This window comes from Erythrobacter sp. WG, assembly GCF_026586795.1.
Taxonomy (GTDB): Bacteria; Pseudomonadota; Alphaproteobacteria; order Sphingomonadales; family Sphingomonadaceae; genus Erythrobacter.
Genome location: NZ_JAPFGY010000001.1, coordinates 69,111 through 86,414, shown reverse-complemented (window position 1 = coordinate 86,414; position 17,304 = coordinate 69,111). Strand labels below are relative to the sequence as shown.

Sequence of the window (17,304 nt, the reverse complement as noted above, 5' to 3'; positions counted from 1 at the left end):
CGTGTCCTCAGTTGCCGACAAGCGGTTCGACGATGAACCACCCGTCGCCGATCAGTCCTTCGAGCGCCACCCCCGCCTCGGGCTTGCGCAGATACTTGAAGCGCGCGTCGAAATCGGGCCGCTCGTCCCCGGCGATGGCGACGATGCAGGCAAAGCCGCCGAGGCTGGACTTGCGCTGGTCCTTAGTGTCGCCCTCGTCGCGGCGCAGCGAGATGATGTCCTGCCCGCGCGGGTCGAGCCCGGATTGCTCGAGCGCGGTGCGAAGGGCCCCTGATCGGTCGGTGGACAGGTCGGAGATCCAGGTGAGCTCCACCCCGGCCGCGCGCAGTTCGCCAAGGCCGGCCGCGAGGGCGGGCGCCCTCACCGGAACGGGCGGAGGCGCAAATACGCCGCCTTGCGGATCGAGATCGATCACCGCGACAAGCTGCTCGCCCACCGCACAGCGGCGGCGCCGGCCGTCGAGCGCGATCGGGTCAGACAACAGGGCCGAAGGTAGAGCGGCGCCCGCCTTGGCATCGCGCGCCGCCATCAGCGTAAAGCGCAGGAAGCGTGCGAAGCCTGGCGGGGGAGGCACAGGCTGGTCTTGCGAGGCGTTCTGCGCCGCAGGGACGGCCGCATCGACAGGGACAGCGGCAGGAGGCGTCGCTGCGGGCGTGCGGCTGCGCTCCTCGCGCGACGGCCTTGAGGGCTCGGGCGAGGGCGCGGCAGCAAGGGACGCCCCAACGCTTCGGGGAGGTGCCTCGACCGAGACCGGGGCGGTCTCGCCCGCCACCGCCGGGATGATCCCAGCACAACCGGGCAGCACCGCGCTGGCAAGCGCCAGCAGCGAGGCAAGCGCCGGGGTGCTCCGCCAGATCACGCCGCTTCCCGCGTGCGGACGGTGCGGAACTCGATCTTCTTGTCGTAAGGGCTGCCGAGCACGATGCGGTTCACGAACACCCCGGGGAGGTGGATCTGGTCAGGATCGAGGCTGCCAGCTGGCACCACTTCCTCGACCTCGGCGACGCAGACCTTCCCGCAGGTCGCGGCCGGCAGGTTGAAGTTGCGCGCGGTCTTGCGAAAGATCAGGTTGCCGGTCTCGTCGGCCTTCCAGGCCTTGACGATCGACAGGTCGGCGAAGATCCCGTGTTCGAGGATGTAGGTCTGCATCACCCCGTCGCGATCGGGGAAGTCCTTGTGCTCCTTGCCCTTGGCGACCTCGGTGCCGACGCCGGTGCGGGTGTAGAAGCCGGGGATGCCCGCGCCCCCGGCGCGCATCCGTTCGGCCAGCGTGCCTTGGGGGCAGAATTCGACCTCGAGCTCGCCGGCGAGATACTGCCGCTCGAACTCCTTGTTCTCGCCCACGTAGGAGGAGATCATCTTCCGCACCTGCCGGGTGCGCAGCAGCTTGCCGATGCCCTCGTTGTCGATCCCGGCGTTGTTGCTGGCGAAGGTGAGGTTCTTGACGCCCGAATCGCGAATCGCATCGAGCAAGCGCTCGGGCAGGCCGCACAGTCCGAAGCCGCCGGCGGCGATCAGCATATCGTCGCGCAGCACACCGGCAAGCGCGCTGGCGGCGTCGGGGTAGAGCTTGGTCATCGGGCCTCCCTGCCTCGTCTCGCATCGCGGAGATGGAACCCCGCCCGGCGGGATCGGCTCGCTGATTAGTGCGTTACGCCGCGGCTGTCGACATCATGAAGGCGCACGAGTCGAATCACCTTTCATGTTGCGTCGCAAAACCGTCATAGAGTCTCATTTCTGCCCAAGAGGCGAGCGTTTGCCGTCATTTTGGGCAGGTGATTTGCAAGTTTGTGCATAAAATAGTGCTGATCCCCGCGATGTTTGCGTAATTCGCAACCAAAGTCGCTCGTTTCGCACTTGCACAATCGATCGATCTGGGCCATTTGGGACGTGCCTTTCAGGCATCCTCTCCCAAACTTTCCAAGCCCGGCACCTTGTGCCGGGCTTTTTTTCTGTGCCGCGCCCGACGCACGCCCCGGCCCTTGCGCCGCCGCGCGATTGCATTCGCCCGGCCTGGTTCCTAGCTATCGCTCTCGAAAAAACGAATGAGCAGGGACCCGCCCATGGCCGATGCCGCCACCGAAATGCCGATTCGCACCGCGCGCCTCCAGGTCGCACCCGCGCGCCAGGAGGAATCGGGGGCCGGCATCGCCCGCATCCCGCGCACCGCCTTCCAGAAACTCGGCATCACCGAGGGCGACGTGGTCGAGATCCGCGGCAAGCGCACCACCGCCGCGATCGCCATGGCCGCCTACCCGGAGGACGACGCGCTCGATGTGGTGCGGTTGGACGGCCTCCAGCGCGCCAATGCCGAAGCCGGGTCGGGCGAGCACGTCGAGATCGCGCGCGGCGAATCGCGCCCTGCGACCCGCGTGGTGTTCGCCCCGGCCCAGCGCGAGATGCGCCTTCAGGGGCCCACCCAGGCCTTGAAGCGCAACTTCTTCCGCCGACCTCTCGTGGCGGGTGACGTGGTCGCCACCACCGGCCAGCAGCCCGTGCAGAACATGCCCGCGGACGTGCGCCAGCTGCTGCGCGCCCCCGCCTATGCCCTCACCCAGATCCGCCTTACCGTCGCCTCGACCAGCCCCAAGGGCCTCGTCCACATCGACGAGAACACCGAGGTCGAGCTGCGCGCCGAGTTCGAGGAACCGCGCGATGGCCGCGCCGTCGTCAACTACGACGACGTGGGCGGCATGGAGGAGACGATCCGCGCCCTGCGCGAGATGGTCGAATTGCCGCTGCGCTACCCTGAGCTGTTCATCCGCCTCGGGGTCGAGCCGCCCAAGGGCGTGCTGCTCCACGGCCCGCCGGGCACGGGCAAGACCCGGCTGGCGCAGGCCGTCGCCAACGAGAGCGACGCGGAATTCTTCATCATCAACGGGCCGGAAATCATGGGTTCCGGCTATGGCGAAAGCGAAAAGCGCCTACGGGAAGTGTTCGAGGAAGCGGCCCGCGCGGCGCCCGCGATCATCTTCATCGACGAGATCGATTCGATCGCGCCCAAGCGCACCCAGGTCCCCGGAGAGGCGGAAAAGCGCCTCGTCGCCCAGCTCCTCACCCTGATGGACGGACTGGAGAAGCGCGCCAACATCGTCGTCATCGCCGCCACCAACCGCCCCGATGCCATCGACGAGGCGCTGCGCCGCCCCGGCCGCTTCGACCGCGAGATCGTGATCGGCGTCCCCGACCAGCGCGGGCGGCGCGAGATCCTCAGCATTCACACCCGCGGGATGCCGCTCGAAAGCGCTGTCGACCTCGACGAACTCGCCCGCGTCACCCACGGCTTCGTCGGCGCCGACATCGCCGCGCTCGCCCGCGAGGCCGCCATCGAGGCGGTGCGCCGGATCATGCCGCGCCTCGATCTCGACGAACGCACCATCCCGCCCGAGGTGCTCGAAGATCTGTGCGTCACCCGCGACGATTTCCTCAGCGCACTGAAGCGCGTCCAGCCCTCGGCTATGCGCGAGGTGATGGTGCAGGTGCCCAATGTCGGCTGGGACGATATCGGCGGTGCGGGCGAGGCGACCGACCGGCTGCGCGAGGGCATCGAACTCCCGCTCAAGAACCCCGACGCCTTCCGCCGCCTCGGCATCCGTCCCGCCAAGGGCTTCCTGCTCTATGGCCCGCCCGGCACCGGCAAGACCCTGCTCGCCAAGGCCGTCGCCAAGGAGGCCGAGGCCAACTTCATCTCGATGAAGTCCTCGGACCTCCTCTCCAAGTGGTATGGCGAGAGCGAGCAGCAGATCGCCCGCCTCTTCGCCCGCGCCCGCGCCGTCGCGCCTTGCGTGGTGTTCATCGACGAGATCGATTCGCTGGTCCCCGCGCGCGGCTCCGGCCAGGGCGAGCCGCAGGTGACGGGCCGCGTGGTCAACACCATCCTTGCCGAGATGGACGGGCTCGAGGAGCTGCAATCGGTGGTGGTGATCGGCGCGACCAACCGCCCGACGCTGGTCGATCCGGCGCTGCTTCGCCCGGGCCGGTTCGACGAGCTGGTCTATGTCGGCACCCCCGACAAGGCGGGCCGCGAGCACATCCTCGGCATTCACACCGCCAAGATGCCGCTCGCGGACGACGTCGATCTTGCCGCGATCGCGGCGGAGACCGAGCGCTTCACCGGCGCCGATCTCGAGGACGTGGTGCGCCGTGCCGGCCTTGCCGCGCTGCGCCGGGTGGGCGGCGAGGTCTCCGCGGTCGAGCGGCGCGATTTCGAGGCGGCGCTCAGGGATTCGCGGGCGACCGTCACGCCGGAGATGGAGAACGAATACCAGCAGATGCGCGGCGAGCTGAAGAAGCGCGCGGCGGCCGTGCAGCCGATCGGCTTCCTCTCGCCCGATATGCTCACGCCGACGCGGGAGAGGAAGCACGACTGACGCGGGCCAATGTTTCACGTGAAACATTCTGAATGACGTCATCCCGGCGAAAGCCGGGATCTAGGGCGAAATCGCGCTGAATTCGCCGTTCGAGGACGGGTCTGGAAGGGGTCGAAACCCGGGCAAGCAGGGGGCTAAGGCGGGGCTACGCCGCCCTCGGCCCCAGCTTTCGCCGGGTGACGATTGCGGCTAGTGCGCCGCGTCCCAGCTCAGCCCCGTCCCGATCTCGATGCCGAGCGGCACCGTCAGCTCGACCGTCGGCAGCGCGGCCTCGGCCATCACCTGCCGGATGATCGGCGTCGCGGCCTCCACTCGCTCTTCGGGCAGTTCGAACACCAACTCGTCGTGCACCTGCAGCAGCATCCGCACGTCGGTGAGCCCCGCCTCGGCCAGCGCCGGGAGCATCCGGGCCATCGCACGCTTGATGATGTCGGCGCTGGTGCCCTGGATCGGCGCGTTGATCGCGGCGCGCTCGCTCCCCTGCCGCTCGGCCTGGTTCTTCGCGTTGATGCGCGGGAACCACGTCTTGCGGCCGAACAGGGTTTCCGAATAGCCGCGCGCCCGGACGCTCTCCAAAGTCTCGTGGATATAGCGCTGGATGCCGGGGAAGCGCTGGAAATAGGTGTCGATCATCGCCTGCGCCTCCTCGGGCGATACCTCCAGCCGCCCGGCGAGGCCCCAGCGGCTGATGCCGTAGAGGATCGCGAAGTTGATCGTCTTGGCCCGGCCGCGCGTGTCGCGGTCGACGTGCCCGAACATCTCGGCCGCGGTGCGGGCGTGGATGTCCTCGCCGGCGGCGAAGGCCTCCTTCAAGGCGGGCACATCGGCCATGTGCGCCGCCAGCCGCAGCTCTATCTGCGAATAGTCCGCCGCGAGCAGCACGTTGCCCGCCTCCGGCACGAAGGCCTCGCGGATCTGGCGGCCGATCGCGGTGCGGATCGGGATGTTCTGCAAGTTGGGGTCGGTGGACGAGAGCCGCCCCGTCTGCGCGCCCACGAGGCTGTAGCTGGTGTGGACGCGGCCCGTCTCCGGGTTGATCGCCTGCTGGAGCGCGTCGGTGTAGGTCGACTTCAGCTTTGCAAGCTGGCGCCACTCCAGCACCTTCCTCGCAATCGGCGCGCCCTCGACGGCCAGCTTCTCGAGCACCGAGACGTCGGTCGAATACTGCCCCGTCTTGCCCTTCTTGCCGCCCTTGTAGCCGAGCTTGTCGAACAGGATCTCGCCCAATTGCTTGGGGCTGCCGACGGTGAACTCCTGCCCGGCGAGGCCGTGAATTTCGCCTTCCAGCCGCCCGATCTCGACCGAGAATTCCTCCGACAAACGCGCCAGCCGGCCTGAGTCCACCTTGATCCCCTCGCGCTCCATGCGTGCGACCACCGGGATCAGCGGGCGGTCGACCCGCTCGTAGATGCGGCTGCCGCCCTCGACCGACAGGCGCGGCTTGAGCATCGCGTGGAGCCGCCAGGTGATGTCGGCGTCTTCGGCGGCGTAGTGCGTGGCGCGGTCGATTGGCACCTCGTTGAAGCCGATTGCCTTCTTGCCGGTGCCGCACAGGTCCTTGAAGGCGATGGCGTTGTGATCGAGGTGGCGCTGGCATAGCTCGTCCATGCCGTGCCCGCCGCCGATGCCCTCCTCGCCGCGACCGGCGTCGAGGTTGAAGCTGATCACCATCGTGTCGTCGATGGGGGCGACGTCGATGCCGACACGGGCAAGGATGTTGAGATCATACTTGCCATTGTGGAAGACCTTGAGGACCGCCGCGTCCTCGAGCAGCGGCTTCAGCGCGGCGATGGCGTCGTTCATCGGCACCTGCTGCGGCCTTTCGGCGAACATATCCGTGCCGCCGTGGGCGAGCGGGATGTAGCAGGCATCGTTCGGGCCCAGGGCAAGGCTCACCCCCACGAGCCCTGCGCGCATCGGATCGAGACTCGTCGTCTCGGTATCGACCGCCACCATCTGCGCCGCGCGGGCGCGGGCGATCCACGCTTCCAGCCGCTCCATCGTCTGCACCGTTTCGTAGGCGGCGTGGTCGATCTTGGGGAAGTCCGGGAGCGGCTGGCGATTGCCCTCGCCCTCGCCCGTCGGCTTGGCGGCGGGGGTGCTGGGCTTGGCCGGGTTCAGCTCGGTCGGGCGCGCGGGGCTGCCGTGACCCGCATCCAGCCGGCGTAGCAGCGAGGTGAAGCCGTGGAAGGTGAGGAACTGCGCAAGCGGCTCCGGCGGGACGGGGCCGAGCACCATTTCCTCGAGCGCCTGGGGCAACGCGCAATCCTCCTTCAAGGTGACGAGCACCTTGGAAAGCTCGGCATCGCCGCGCCCCTCGATCAGGCGCTCTTTCAGCTTGGAGGGCTTCATGTCCTGCGCCGCATCGAGCGCGGCGGTCAGCGAGCCGTGCTCGGCGATCAGCTTGCTCGCGGTCTTGGGGCCGATGCCGAAGATGCCGGGCACGTTGTCCACGCTGTCGCCCATCAGCGCCAGCACGTCGCCGACCAGCTCGGGGCCGACGCCGAACTTCTCCTCGACCTCCGGAAGCCAGATGCGCTGGTTCTTCATCGTGTCGAGCATGTCGATGCGCGCGCCTGCCTGTTCGCCGACGAGCTGCATCAGGTCCTTGTCGGACGAGACGATGGTCACATCCCAGCCGCGCCGCTGCGCCTCGCGCGCGTAGGAGGCGATGAGGTCGTCCGCCTCAAGCCCCGGCACCTCGATGCACGGCAGGCTGAAGGCACGGGTGGCGTCGCGGATCAGCGGGAACTGCGGAACGAGATCCTCGGGCGGCTCGGGGCGGTTGGCCTTGTAGTGCTCGTAGATGTCGTTGCGGAAGGACACGGAGCCCGCGTCGAGGATGACCGCGAGGTGCGTCGGCCCGTCGGCCGCGTCGAGATCGGCGGCGAGCTTCCACAGCATCGTCGTGTAGCCGTAGACCGCGCCGACCGGGGTGCCTTCCGGGTTGGTCAGCGGCGGCAGCCGGTGATAGGCGCGGAAGATGTAGGAGGAGCCATCGACGAGATAGAGGTGGTGCTTTTCGGCCATGCCGCCTGCTAGCAGGCGCGCGGGGCGGCGGGTAGGGGTTTGGCTTTGCGCCGTAAGGCTGCGACGAAGCGGGCGCCAAATGTGGCGAAAATGAGGCGAAATCGCGTATAGCTGCGGCAATCGCCTTGTCCTGTGCGGCCCACGCTCCTAGGTTTGGTGCTGCGCCGGGCCGATCACGGGCCCGGACGATCCGCAGGACAGAGGGACACAACAACCATGCGCAAGATCATCCTCGCCGCCGCCATCGCCACCTCGGCGCTCGGCCTCGCGGCGTGCAGCAATTCGACCGAGGAAAAGAGTGAAGAGGCCGTCGACGCGATGGCCGCCGACGCCGAAGCCAATGCCGACAACGCCGGCGAGGCGATCGAGGAGACCGCCACCCAGAGCGCCCAGACCGTCGAGGCGGCGGCCGACGAGGCAGCCGATGCCGCGGTGCGCACCACCGACGACATCGCCAACGACGCGGCGAGCGTCGCCGAGCGGGCGGAGCAGGAAGCGGCCGAGTAAGGCAACCGCTCCGCTTCAGGAAACGCGGAGGGCGGCTCCCTTGCGGGGCCGCCCTCTTTGCTGCCTCCCGTCAGGCATTTGACTGGTAGGGCGGGTTATCCGCCATTGCCGTAAGGCGCGTTCGCCCAGTTGCGCACCGGGTTCTGCTGCGCGCGCACCGCGAAACCATCGTAGAGCGCGCGGGCGATGGCGGCGATCCGATCGTCGCGCGCCTGCTTGGTGCCCTGCCCCGTGACGTAGATCGCCACCGCGATCACCCGCCCATCGGGACATTCGATCAGGCCGACGTCACTCGCGGTGTTGCTGAGGGTGCCGGTCTTGTGGCTGACGCGCGCTTCGAGAGGAATGCTCGCCGGGATGCGGCGCTTGCCGGTGACGGTGCGGCTCATCGCCGAGAGGATCACCTGGCGGCTCGAATCCGACAGGAACTCGCCCTTGTAGAGCCCCGCCAGCAGGCGAACCATCGCGCGCGGGGTCGCGGCATCGCGGGTGTCGACATAGGTCGCCGGGTTATACTGCCCGTCGTCGCGCACCAGCGTGGCGATGTCGCGGTCGATCGACCAATTGCCGATCCCCTTGCGGCGCATGAAATCGTTGACGGCGGCAGGGCCCCCGACCGCCGCGAGCAGCGCGTCGGTGGCGGGGTTCGAGGAGCGGGTGATCATGATCTCGATGAGGTCGATCGCCGGCATATACTGCCCGGGGCGCACCGGCGCCTTGGGCGATGAATACTTGGCCGAGGCGACCGGCATCATCAGCGGGAATTCGGAGGACAGGGTAAACCTGCCGCGTTCGACCATCTCCAGATAGGTCGCGGCGACCGCGATCTTGCTGGTCGAGGCCATCGGGAACAGCTGGTCGCCCAAGACCATCACTTCCTCGCCTGTGGCAAGGTCGACCGCCGCGACGCCGATCCGGCCCAGGGCAGGGTTGGCGAGTTCGGCGATCCGCTGCTGGAAGCTCGAGGCATAGACCGCATCGTAGGATTGCGGCGCGCGCGGCTGGGTGCCGAAGGTGCTGTCGAAGGTCGCCTGGAGATCGTTGTCCCGCGCCGCAGCCGGGGCGGCAATCGCCGACAAGGCGGCAGCAAGGCCAGTGAGGGCGGCGAAAAAGCGTGGGGATGCCATGTCGCTAAAGCTACTCCAGCAGGGTTGCGGCGGGCTTAACGTCGATCTTATGACTGCACGGCCGGGCGCTGCAAGGCCTCCGTTCGGCGCGTGCGGCGAACGGAGCCCGTGCTGCGTCCGACTCGGCAAAATGTGCGGCGAGTCGCGGGAACGCCCTTGCTCGGGCGCTGTCGCCGGTTCGTCGAAACGGCTCTTGGCAGGTCAAGGGCGCACTTGACTGCCGGGCCCGGGCGGGCAGTCTGGGCGTCAACTTCGATCCAAGGGGACTGACATGACCGACACCGCCTCGCGCACGCCCGCCGTGCGCGCCGCCTTTGCCGCCGCCCTGCTCTTGTCCGGCTCGGGCCTCGCCCATGCCCAGAGCGCGCAGATCGTCCAGCCGGGCGCGCCGGGGCAGGCGAGCAAGACCCTCACCGCAACCGAAGCGACCAAGCTCGCCAAGGCCAGCTACACCCCCGAGGACGCGGCGTTCATGCAGCACATGATCGTCCACCACGGGCAGGCGCTCGACATGGCGCGGCTCGCCAAGGATCGGACCAACAATGCCGATCTCCTCACCATCGCCGGCCGCATCGATTCGAGCCAGGCCGACGAGATCACCTTCATGCAGACCTGGCTGAAGGAGCGCGGCGAGCCGACCGAGGACCCGAAGATGGCCGGTCACAGCGAACACATGCATCACATGATGAAGGGCATGGCGAGCCCCGAGCAGATGAAGGCGCTTGGCCAGGCGAAGGGCGCGGAGTTCGATCGCCTGTTCCTCACCCTGATGATCGCCCACCACGAGGGCGCGCTCGACATGGTCAAGAAGCTGCTCGACGAGGACGGCACCGCCGCCGATCCGGTGCTGTTCCAGTTCGTCGGCGACATCGAGAGCGAACAGAAGGCCGAGATCGGCAAGATGGACAAGCTGCTCGCCGGCCTCTCGCGCGATCCGCGCGTGGGCCTCGCTGCCGGCTTCGACAAGGCGGGCGAGGCGATCTGGAACCTCACCAAGATCGCGAGCCTGCCCAAGCCGGCCGGCTTCTTCAACCCCGACAACCCCGCCGACCTGCGCCCGCCGGTCGCGCCCAAGAAGGACGCCAAGAAGGACGAGACCGCCAAGCCCGCCGAAGCCGCGCCTGCCGCTGCGCCTGCCGTCGCTGCGGCCACGCCGGCCCCCGCCGCCGCCACGCCCGAGCGCGAGGAGGAGGACAGCCTCACCGAATTCGCCGAGCGTTCCCCGCTGCTCGATTTCGCCAACACCGACCTTGCCTTCTTCGGCGACGTGATGGTGGCGGGCTCCTACCACGGCTTCAACATCTACCAGCTGGGCGCGGACGGCGTGCCGAGCCTCAAGAGCAGCGTCGTGTGCCCCGGCGGGCAGGGCGATGTCTCGGTGGTCGGCAACCTCCTCGTCATGAGCGTCGAGCAGACCCGCGGCCGCACCGATTGCGGGCTCACCGGCGCGCCGGGCAAGGTCAATCCGGAGCGCTTCCGGGGCCTGCGCATCTTCGACATCTCCGATCTCGCCGCGCCGCGCCAGGTCGGCCAGGTGCAGACCTGCCGGGGGAGCCACACCCACTCGATCGTCAGCGCCGACCCCACCCGTCTCGTGATCTACAATTCGGGCACGGCCGGCATCCGCGACGAGAAGGAACTGGCCGGCTGCATCGGCGGCACGCCGGGCGACACCCGCACCGCGCTGTTCTCGATCGACGTGATCGAGGTGCCCGTCGCCGATCCCTCCAAGGCGCGCATCGTCAAGTCCCCGCGCGTCTTCGCCGACGAGACCACCGGGGAGATCGCCGGCCTGTGGAAGGGCGGCGACCACGGTGAGGGCACGCAGGACACCTCGCGCACCGACCAGTGCCACGACATCACCGTCTTCCCGGCGCTGAAGCTGGCGGCAGGCGCGTGCTCGGGCAACGGCATCCTGTTCGACATTGCGGACCCGCTCAACCCGAAGCGCCTCGACGTCGTCACCGACACCGGGTTCGCCTACTGGCACTCGGCGACCTTCAACAATGACGGCACCAAGGTGATCTTCACCGACGAATGGGGCGGCGGCGGGCGGCCGCGCTGCAAGGCGTCAGACCCCAAGACCTGGGGCGCCAACGCGATCTACGACATCGTGGATGGCAAGCTCGTCTTCCGCGCGCACTACAAGATGCCGGCAGCCCAGACCGACAAGGAGAACTGCGTCGCGCACAACGGCTCGATCATCCCCGTGCCCGGCCGCGACATCTTTGCGCAGGCCTGGTACCAGGGCGGCCTTTCGGTGATGGACTTCACCGACAGCGCCAACCCCAAGGAGATCGCCTTCTTCGACCGCGGGCCGGTGGACGCCAAGCAGATGATCGTCGGCGGCTACTGGTCGACCTACTGGTACAAGGGCCGCATCTACGGCACCGAGATCACCCGCGGCATCGATGTCTTCGCGCTGAAGCCCAGCGAGTTCCTCACCAAGGCGGAAATCGCCGCCGCCGAACGCGCGAAATACGAGGACAACCGCTTCAACCCGCAAACCCAGACCCGCGTGACCTGGGATGCAGGGGTGGTCAAGGCGGCAAAGGACAGCCGCAAGGGCGGTTGAGGCGCTTCGAGGGGCGCGCCTAGCTCCCCTCGTAATGCAGGGTCCCGCTGGCAAAGGCGCGCGAGCCCTGTTCGATGAACGCGGCGACGGCGCGCTGCTTGTCGCCGGTCTCGAACAGGATCGGCGCGCCTGCGCGCAGCGCCTCGTCGCCGGCGGCGATGGCGGCGCGGCCGGCGGCATTGATCACCGACTTGGTGACCGCGTGCGCCGCCGTCGGCCCCTGTGCCAGCCGCTGCGCATAGGCGCGCGCCTTTTCGTCGAGCGCCGCATCGGGGACCACCATGTTGACGATGTTCCACCGCTCCAGCGTGGCCGCGTCGTAGCGCCGCGCCTCGAACACCATCTGCTTGGCCCGTGCGACGCCGGCACGCGCGGCGATGCGCTGCGCGCCGCCGGCGAGCGTGGTGGTGCCGATCATCGCCTCGATCTGCCCGATCTGCGCACCTTCGGCGACGATCGCGATGTCGTGGGCGAGCATCAGCTCCATCCCCGCCGCGATGGCAAGGCCCTGCACCGCGACCACGGTGGGGATCGGCAGGGCTTCGATCATCTCGATAAGGTTGAGCACGTCGGCCACCAGGCCTGCTCCGCTGCGCCGATTCTTCCCGACGAAGACGCTGACGTCGGCCCCGGCACAGAAATTCGCCCCTTCGGCGCGGGTGAGGAGCGCACGATAATCCCCCGTCGCCACATCGTGCAGCGCATCGCGCAGATCGCGGCCAAGCTGCGCCGAGAAGGCATTCACCGGAGGGTTGCGCAGGGTGATGACGGCAAGGTCGCCGTCGCGTTCGAGGGTGAGGGTCTGCATGGCTGTCTCCCGGTTTGGTTCTTTGAGGCAACCAAGCATTTTTGGTTCCTTGAAGCAACAAAAAGCTGGACGGCCGGACCGCGCGCCGGCGGTGCTGATTGCCTCGGCCCGGCATCCTGCCTATCCTTGCCGGGATGACCCGAACCTCGCTCAAGGACTATCGCTGCTCGATCGCGCAGTTCGCCGAGATCCTCGGGGACAAGTGGGCGCTGCTGATCGTGCGCGACGCCTTTACCGGCGCGCGCAGCTTCTCGCAGTTCGCGCGCAGTCTGGGGATCGCCAACAACGTGCTGGCCGAAAGGCTGCGCCATCTCGTCGATCACGGAATCCTGCTGCGCGAGCCGGTGCGGCCCGGGGTCGACCGGTTCCACTACCGCCTCAGCCCCGCAGGCGAGGCGCTGTTTCCCGTCACCGCGGCGATGATGCAGTGGGGCGACCGGTGGATCTTCGCGAGCGAGGGCGAGCCGGTGGCGGTGGTCGACCGCGAAACCCTCGCTCCGGTCCAGCCGGTCGCGGTGATCGCGGCCGACGGGCGGGTGCTGGGGCCCGGTGACGTCGAATACCGACGCGGCCCCGGCTGGCGCGCGCCGCCCCGCGCCTAAAGCGGTTTTCTTCTCGCCGGTGTCCGAGGCCCCGCCTGCGTGACGAGCACAGGCATGGCGCGCCCTCCCGGCTTGCCGCCGACGCGCCGGCCGAGCGGCCGCGCGGCTCAGGGCTTGGCGAGTTCGGCCCTGACCCCCGGCCAGCGGTTGTCCGCCGAAGCCGTGCCGTTGATGGTGAAGTGCGGCGTGCCGGGGATTTTCTTCGCGCCCCAGGCATCGTTGGCCTGCGCGATCAGGACGTCCTGCTCGGCCTTGTCGGCGAGACAGGCCGTCGCCTTCGCCTCGGTGACGCCGAGCGGCGCGACCACGCCGAGGAGGCCGCTGCCCTTGGCGACCATCAGCCGCGCCGCGCCCGGGGCGGCGGCGGCGAGCGCCTTCTCGTTGGCTGCGACGTAGGACTGCGCCTTGCCCATCCACGCCCCTTGCGCGGCATAGATCGCCTTGGTCGCGGGCAGGAACGTCGCCGGCCCCGCGCAGCGCGCCAGCATTGCGGCGGTCAGATCGACCGGATCGCGCAGCGCGTGACGGAACTCGAGCCGCACCTTGCCCGCGCCGATCTGCGCGTCGAGCTCGCTGGCGGCCTCTACCGAGAACTCGGCGCAATGCCCGCAGGTGTAGCTCGCATATTCGACCAGCGTCTTGGGTGCCTTGGGATTGCCGACGAGGATCGCGCCGTCGGCGGAGCGGGTCGCGGTTTTCGACCAGTCGGCCGCCGGAGGGGCGGCGGCAGCGAGCAGGATCGCGCCGAGGGCGAGGAGGGGCCTGTGCATGACAATCTCCGGCCGGACTCCTGTGGCTCTCGCGGCCAGCCGGCGGCAGCGCAATAGGCCAAGGCGCGCGCGCTGCAAAGCCCGCGCATGGCGCGCGATCGCCTTGCCGCTAGTCCCGCCGCGAGAGGATCGTCACCGAATCGTTCGACGCATCGCGCTCGTAGCGCAGCAGCATATGCTCGAAGCCGTGCGAGCGCAGCAGCGCAAGCACGTCGTCGAGCGCATATTCGTTCATCTGCATGACCGGGGCATCGACGGACCGGCGCTCGAGCAGGTTCATGAGCGGCTGACCGCCCGGCACCGCGTGGCGGATGCGATAGCGCAGCTCGTCCCACCAGCCATGGTTGCGCCTGGTGGAGACCTGCACGCAGCACGCCCCGCCGCTGCGGACCCGCGCTAGCAGGCGCGCAAGGATCGCCATGCCCCGGGCGACGGGGATGTGCTGGAGCACAATCACGCTGTTGACGAAGTCGAAGGCACCCTCGACCTGCGACAATGTGTCGTCGGAGGGCAGGTAGGCGATGTTGCGTCCCGCGCTGTTGCGACGCGCCTCCTCAAGCATCCCCTCGGAGATATCGAGCCCGACGACCGATTCGAAGTGATCGGAAAGAGGGATGGTCAGCCGTCCCACGCCGCAGCCGAAGTCCAGCGCCCGGCCGCGCGGCAGGGGGCCGAAGCACCGCTCGAACTCGGCGAGCCAATGGTCGACAAAGGCCTTTCCGTCCGCAAAGAAGGTCTCGCGGTGCGCAGCGATGCTGTCCCTGCGGAAGCGCGGGTCGGTGAGGACGCCGTAATAGGGATCGCGCTCACCCCAAAGGCGCCAGTTGTCGTCGCTGTCGGCCATGAGCCGCTCTATACAGCCGGTCACCCATGCTGCCAGCGCAATTGCGATGTCAGGCGCGGCGGGCGAATGCCATGCGCCGCAGCATCGCGCCGGGCGACCAGGCGGGGGGATGGATGCCCGGCGTCTCGGTGCAGCGGGCATACATCTGTGCGGCGATCACCCGGATGAAGGGCTCCGCGTCCAGTTCGAGCAGGGTGCAGATCGTGCGGGTGAACCCGAAGACGAAGGGCTTGCCGGGCAGGCTGGCGAAATCGCCGGCTTCGATGCATCGCACGTAACGCTCCGGAATGCGCGTGATCTGCGCGACCCGGAGCGTCGACAGGCGGCGCCGCCTGCGACCCTTGGCGATGGCCTCGCCCACCGCAGCCAGCGGCGGCAACACGGCGGTCCCTTTGTTCTGTTTCATGGTGCGATCCGAAGGGGAGCAGCATCCCGCCTCTGCAATCGTTTGATTCACCATGTCGGGCAATGTCGGCAGCCCAATGTGGGCCAAGAGCACCTTTGCGTGCGCCGATGAGTCGGGAATCTTCTCCAGGTAGCCATCGAGGTCCCTGAGCTTGCGCACGAGAAAATTGCGGATGTCCCGGGTGTAGTCATCCGGCCCGACCTGTGCGGGGAAGAAGACGCCGCGTCCCGACCGCTTCAGGTAGCCGCGCTCGACGAGGCCCATGACCCGGCGGCGGGTGGTCTCGCGGCTCATGCCGAGGCTGGTGTGGATGAACTTGAGGCTGACCGAAGGCCGCGCCTCGTCCGGGATCGCGCGCTCTTCCCCGCCGAAGGTGCGGGTTGCGAAGGGGTCCCGCCGAAGATCACGGGTGCTTTCCGAGGCGACGACGCAGATGATCGCGACCTCCTCGACCGTCAGGTGGTTCTGATGAACCCCGAACCGCAAGAATTCACTGAACAATTCGATGAAGAACGACGCGACATACCGCGAAGCGACTGCGCCCGACATTCAAGAACCCCCATGCGATCCCCCTGCACGCATGATCGCGCGTCCGGCCGATAGCCGGCAAGAGTGGCATGGTTAACGAATGTAATGAAGCGGGGCGACCCACTGTGGGCGAAACCTCGTGACCTACTGGTGCTGCTGGGGAGGATTGAACTCCCGACCTCACCCTTACCAAGGGTGCGCTCTACCACTGAGCTACAGCAGCGCCGGTATGGGCGCGCGCTATTGTCGCGCGTCCCCTCATTGTCAAGCGGACTTGATGAAGGCGCGGCATATCGGCAAGGCGTTACGCATGGGTGAAGCGCCTCGCAAGAATCTGTCCCGCGAAGAGCGGCTGGCGGCCCGGCTGCGCGACAACCTGCGCCGCCGCAAGGCGCAGGCCCGCGCGGTGGCGGCGCTGGCGGGCGATTCGCACGATGCGCAGGCCCTTCCCAATCCCGCGCCGGAAAGCTAACGCCGCCGCTCCATTCCCCAGAGGACCAGGCCGCCCCCGCCGCAGGCCGGCAATCCGGAGACACCATGCCCAAGCTCATCCTCGTCCGCCACGGCCAGAGCCAGTGGAACCTCGAAAACCGCTTCACCGGGTGGTGGGACGTCGATCTTACCGATAAGGGGGTTGCCGAGGCGAGCGCGGCGGGCGCGCTGATGCGCGAAAAGGGCGTGCTGCCCTCCTATGCCTTCACCTCCTTGCAGACCCGCGCGATCAAGACGCTGCACCTCGCGCTGGAAGCGGCCGGGCGCCTGTGGATCCCCGAGGTCAAGGACTGGCGCCTGAACGAGCGGCACTACGGCGGCCTCACCGGGCTCGACAAGGCCGAGACCGCCGCGAAGCACGGCGACGAGCAGGTCAAGATCTGGCGCCGCTCCTTCGACATCCCGCCGCCGGTGCTGGAAGCGGGGAGCGCATTCGATCTCGCGGCGGACGCGCGCTATGCCGGGATCGCGATCCCATCGACGGAAAGCCTCAAGCTCACCATCGAGCGGGTGCTGCCCTACTGGGAGAGCGCGATCCTGCCCGTGCTCGCGGCCGGCGAGACGGTGATCATCGCCGCGCACGGCAATAGCTTGCGCGCGCTGGTCAAGCACCTCTCGGGCATTTCCGACGCGGACATCACCGATCTCGAGATTCCCACCGGCCAGCCGATCATCTACGACTTCGACGGCGGCGCCGTGACGGGCGAGCGGTATTACCTGAAGGACGCATGATGGACACCATCGGGGGCAAGGTCGCAATCGTGATGGGCAGCCAGTCGGACTGGCCGACCATGCAATGCGCCGCCGAGGTGCTGGACGAGCTCGAGGTCGCCTACGAGGCGCGGATCGTCTCGGCGCACCGCACCCCCGACAGGATGGTGGCCTTCGCCAAGGGGGCCGAGGGCGAGGGGTTCTCGGTGATCATCGCGGGCGCGGGCGGGGCGGCGCACCTCCCCGGCATGATCGCCAGCATGACGCACCTGCCGGTGCTGGGCGTGCCGGTGCAGTCCAGGGCCTTGAGCGGCATGGATAGCCTGCTCTCGATCGTGCAGATGCCCGGCGGCGTGCCCGTCGGCACGCTCGCGATCGGCGAGGCGGGGGCGAAGAACGCAGGCCTGCTGGCGGCGTCGATTCTGGCGCTGTCGGACGAGGACCTCTCCGAGCGCCTCCAGGACTGGCGCGCGGCCAAGACCGCCGCGGTCGGCGAGGTGCCGGAGGGCTGACGGCGATTTTCCGTTCGGGCTG

15 protein-coding genes and 1 tRNA gene are annotated in these 17,304 nt (G+C 68.4%); 7 read left to right on the top strand and 9 right to left on the bottom strand.

Translation table 11 applies throughout. The annotated features are described in order from the left end of the window. Nucleotides 1–7 precede the first annotated feature (7 nt). Both OPU67_RS00395 and OPU67_RS00390 read right to left on the bottom strand, forming a co-directional pair. The gene (locus OPU67_RS00395; protein ID WP_267616705.1) at nucleotides 8–859 is read right to left on the bottom strand and encodes a hypothetical protein; all 852 of its coding nucleotides are present in this window, start codon (nucleotides 857–859) and stop codon (nucleotides 8–10) included. Beyond that, nucleotides 856–1,578: a CoA transferase subunit A gene (locus OPU67_RS00390; protein WP_267616704.1), complete on the bottom strand. Its 723-nt coding sequence runs from the start codon at nucleotides 1,576–1,578 to the stop codon at nucleotides 856–858. Before OPU67_RS00390 ends, OPU67_RS00395 begins: the two co-directional genes overlap by 4 nt. 485 nt (nucleotides 1,579–2,063) lie before the next feature. On the opposite strand from OPU67_RS00390, the gene OPU67_RS00385 reads away from it, so the two are divergent. Then, complete coding sequence (locus OPU67_RS00385) at nucleotides 2,064–4,370, top strand: CDC48 family AAA ATPase (RefSeq protein ID WP_267616702.1); 2,307 nt, start codon at nucleotides 2,064–2,066, stop codon at nucleotides 4,368–4,370. Between the two features lie 189 nt (nucleotides 4,371–4,559). On the opposite strand, the gene polA is transcribed toward OPU67_RS00385, so the two are convergent. Next, the gene (polA, locus tag OPU67_RS00380; RefSeq protein ID WP_267616701.1) at nucleotides 4,560–7,400 is read right to left on the bottom strand and encodes a DNA polymerase I; all 2,841 of its coding nucleotides are present in this window, start codon (nucleotides 7,398–7,400) and stop codon (nucleotides 4,560–4,562) included. 216 nt (nucleotides 7,401–7,616) lie between these two features. On the opposite strand from polA, the gene OPU67_RS00375 reads away from it, so the two are divergent. Then, nucleotides 7,617–7,907 carry a hypothetical protein gene (locus tag OPU67_RS00375; RefSeq protein ID WP_267616700.1) on the top strand — a complete coding sequence of 97 codons (291 nt, stop codon included), beginning with the start codon at nucleotides 7,617–7,619 and terminating at the stop codon, nucleotides 7,905–7,907. 95 nt (nucleotides 7,908–8,002) lie between these two features. On the opposite strand, the gene OPU67_RS00370 is transcribed toward OPU67_RS00375, so the two are convergent. Next, nucleotides 8,003–9,034: a serine hydrolase gene (locus OPU67_RS00370; RefSeq protein WP_267616698.1), complete on the bottom strand. Its 1,032-nt coding sequence runs from the start codon at nucleotides 9,032–9,034 to the stop codon at nucleotides 8,003–8,005. A gap of 271 nt (nucleotides 9,035–9,305) precedes the next feature. Between OPU67_RS00370 and OPU67_RS00365 the strand changes: the two genes are divergently transcribed. Beyond that, a complete protein-coding gene (locus tag OPU67_RS00365) occupies nucleotides 9,306–11,609 on the top strand; it encodes a DUF305 domain-containing protein (RefSeq protein ID WP_267616696.1) in 2,304 nt (767 codons plus the stop codon). Nucleotides 11,610–11,628: 19 nt separating this feature from the next. Here OPU67_RS00365 and OPU67_RS00360 read toward each other — a convergent pair whose 3' ends face one another. Next, nucleotides 11,629–12,417 carry an enoyl-CoA hydratase/isomerase family protein gene (locus tag OPU67_RS00360; RefSeq protein WP_267616695.1) on the bottom strand — a complete coding sequence of 263 codons (789 nt, stop codon included), beginning with the start codon at nucleotides 12,415–12,417 and terminating at the stop codon, nucleotides 11,629–11,631. A 134-nt stretch (nucleotides 12,418–12,551) separates the two neighbouring features. On the opposite strand from OPU67_RS00360, the gene OPU67_RS00355 reads away from it, so the two are divergent. Then, entirely contained in the window at nucleotides 12,552–13,019 is a 468-nt protein-coding gene (locus OPU67_RS00355) for a winged helix-turn-helix transcriptional regulator (protein ID WP_267616693.1), read from the top strand. A gap of 107 nt (nucleotides 13,020–13,126) precedes the next feature. On the opposite strand, the gene OPU67_RS00350 is transcribed toward OPU67_RS00355, so the two are convergent. The 4 genes from OPU67_RS00350 to OPU67_RS00335 form a co-directional block, all read right to left on the bottom strand. Further along, nucleotides 13,127–13,789: a DsbA family protein gene (locus OPU67_RS00350; RefSeq protein ID WP_267616692.1), complete on the bottom strand. Its 663-nt coding sequence runs from the start codon at nucleotides 13,787–13,789 to the stop codon at nucleotides 13,127–13,129. Nucleotides 13,790–13,898: 109 nt separating this feature from the next. Continuing rightward, a complete protein-coding gene (locus OPU67_RS00345) occupies nucleotides 13,899–14,657 on the bottom strand; it encodes a class I SAM-dependent methyltransferase (protein ID WP_267616690.1) in 759 nt (252 codons plus the stop codon). A 25-nt stretch (nucleotides 14,658–14,682) separates the two neighbouring features. Further along, complete coding sequence (locus OPU67_RS00340) at nucleotides 14,683–15,588, bottom strand: helix-turn-helix domain-containing protein (protein ID WP_267616688.1); 906 nt, start codon at nucleotides 15,586–15,588, stop codon at nucleotides 14,683–14,685. Nucleotides 15,589–15,715: 127 nt separating this feature from the next. Then, a tRNA-Thr gene (locus tag OPU67_RS00335) sits at nucleotides 15,716–15,790 on the bottom strand. Nucleotides 15,791–15,877: 87 nt separating this feature from the next. On the opposite strand from OPU67_RS00335, the gene OPU67_RS00330 reads away from it, so the two are divergent. The 3 genes from OPU67_RS00330 (at nucleotide 15,878) to purE (ending at nucleotide 17,282) form a co-directional block, all read left to right on the top strand. Then, entirely contained in the window at nucleotides 15,878–16,039 is a 162-nt protein-coding gene (locus tag OPU67_RS00330) for a hypothetical protein (RefSeq protein WP_267616687.1), read from the top strand. A gap of 65 nt (nucleotides 16,040–16,104) precedes the next feature. Then, nucleotides 16,105–16,791 carry a 2,3-diphosphoglycerate-dependent phosphoglycerate mutase gene (gene gpmA / locus OPU67_RS00325; RefSeq protein ID WP_267616685.1) on the top strand — a complete coding sequence of 229 codons (687 nt, stop codon included), beginning with the start codon at nucleotides 16,105–16,107 and terminating at the stop codon, nucleotides 16,789–16,791. Beyond that, the gene (gene purE / locus OPU67_RS00320) at nucleotides 16,791–17,282 is read left to right on the top strand and encodes a 5-(carboxyamino)imidazole ribonucleotide mutase (protein WP_267616896.1); all 492 of its coding nucleotides are present in this window, start codon (nucleotides 16,791–16,793) and stop codon (nucleotides 17,280–17,282) included. The genes gpmA and purE overlap by 1 nt, the downstream gene beginning before the upstream one ends. The last annotated feature ends 22 nt before the right edge of the window (nucleotides 17,283–17,304 follow it).

What these genes read in the sequence shown, in the direction of transcription:
- OPU67_RS00355 (WP_267616693.1), top strand. Translation starts at nt 12,552, where the DNA reads ATGACCCGAACCTCGCTCAAGGACTATCGCTGCTCGATCGCGCAGTTC.
- OPU67_RS00350 (WP_267616692.1), bottom strand. Translation starts at nt 13,789, where the DNA reads ATGCACAGGCCCCTCCTCGCCCTCGGCGCGATCCTGCTCGCTGCCGCC.
- purE (WP_267616896.1), top strand. Translation starts at nt 16,791, where the DNA reads ATGGACACCATCGGGGGCAAGGTCGCAATCGTGATGGGCAGCCAGTCG.
- OPU67_RS00370 (WP_267616698.1), bottom strand. Translation starts at nt 9,034, where the DNA reads ATGGCATCCCCACGCTTTTTCGCCGCCCTCACTGGCCTTGCTGCCGCC.
- OPU67_RS00390 (WP_267616704.1), bottom strand. Translation starts at nt 1,578, where the DNA reads ATGACCAAGCTCTACCCCGACGCCGCCAGCGCGCTTGCCGGTGTGCTG.
- polA (WP_267616701.1), bottom strand. Translation starts at nt 7,400, where the DNA reads ATGGCCGAAAAGCACCACCTCTATCTCGTCGATGGCTCCTCCTACATC.
- gpmA (WP_267616685.1), top strand. Translation starts at nt 16,105, where the DNA reads ATGCCCAAGCTCATCCTCGTCCGCCACGGCCAGAGCCAGTGGAACCTC.
- OPU67_RS00385 (WP_267616702.1), top strand. Translation starts at nt 2,064, where the DNA reads ATGGCCGATGCCGCCACCGAAATGCCGATTCGCACCGCGCGCCTCCAG.
- OPU67_RS00365 (WP_267616696.1), top strand. Translation starts at nt 9,306, where the DNA reads ATGACCGACACCGCCTCGCGCACGCCCGCCGTGCGCGCCGCCTTTGCC.
- OPU67_RS00330 (WP_267616687.1), top strand. Translation starts at nt 15,878, where the DNA reads ATGGGTGAAGCGCCTCGCAAGAATCTGTCCCGCGAAGAGCGGCTGGCG.
- OPU67_RS00375 (WP_267616700.1), top strand. Translation starts at nt 7,617, where the DNA reads ATGCGCAAGATCATCCTCGCCGCCGCCATCGCCACCTCGGCGCTCGGC.
- OPU67_RS00340 (WP_267616688.1), bottom strand. Translation starts at nt 15,588, where the DNA reads ATGTCGGGCGCAGTCGCTTCGCGGTATGTCGCGTCGTTCTTCATCGAA.
- OPU67_RS00360 (WP_267616695.1), bottom strand. Translation starts at nt 12,417, where the DNA reads ATGCAGACCCTCACCCTCGAACGCGACGGCGACCTTGCCGTCATCACC.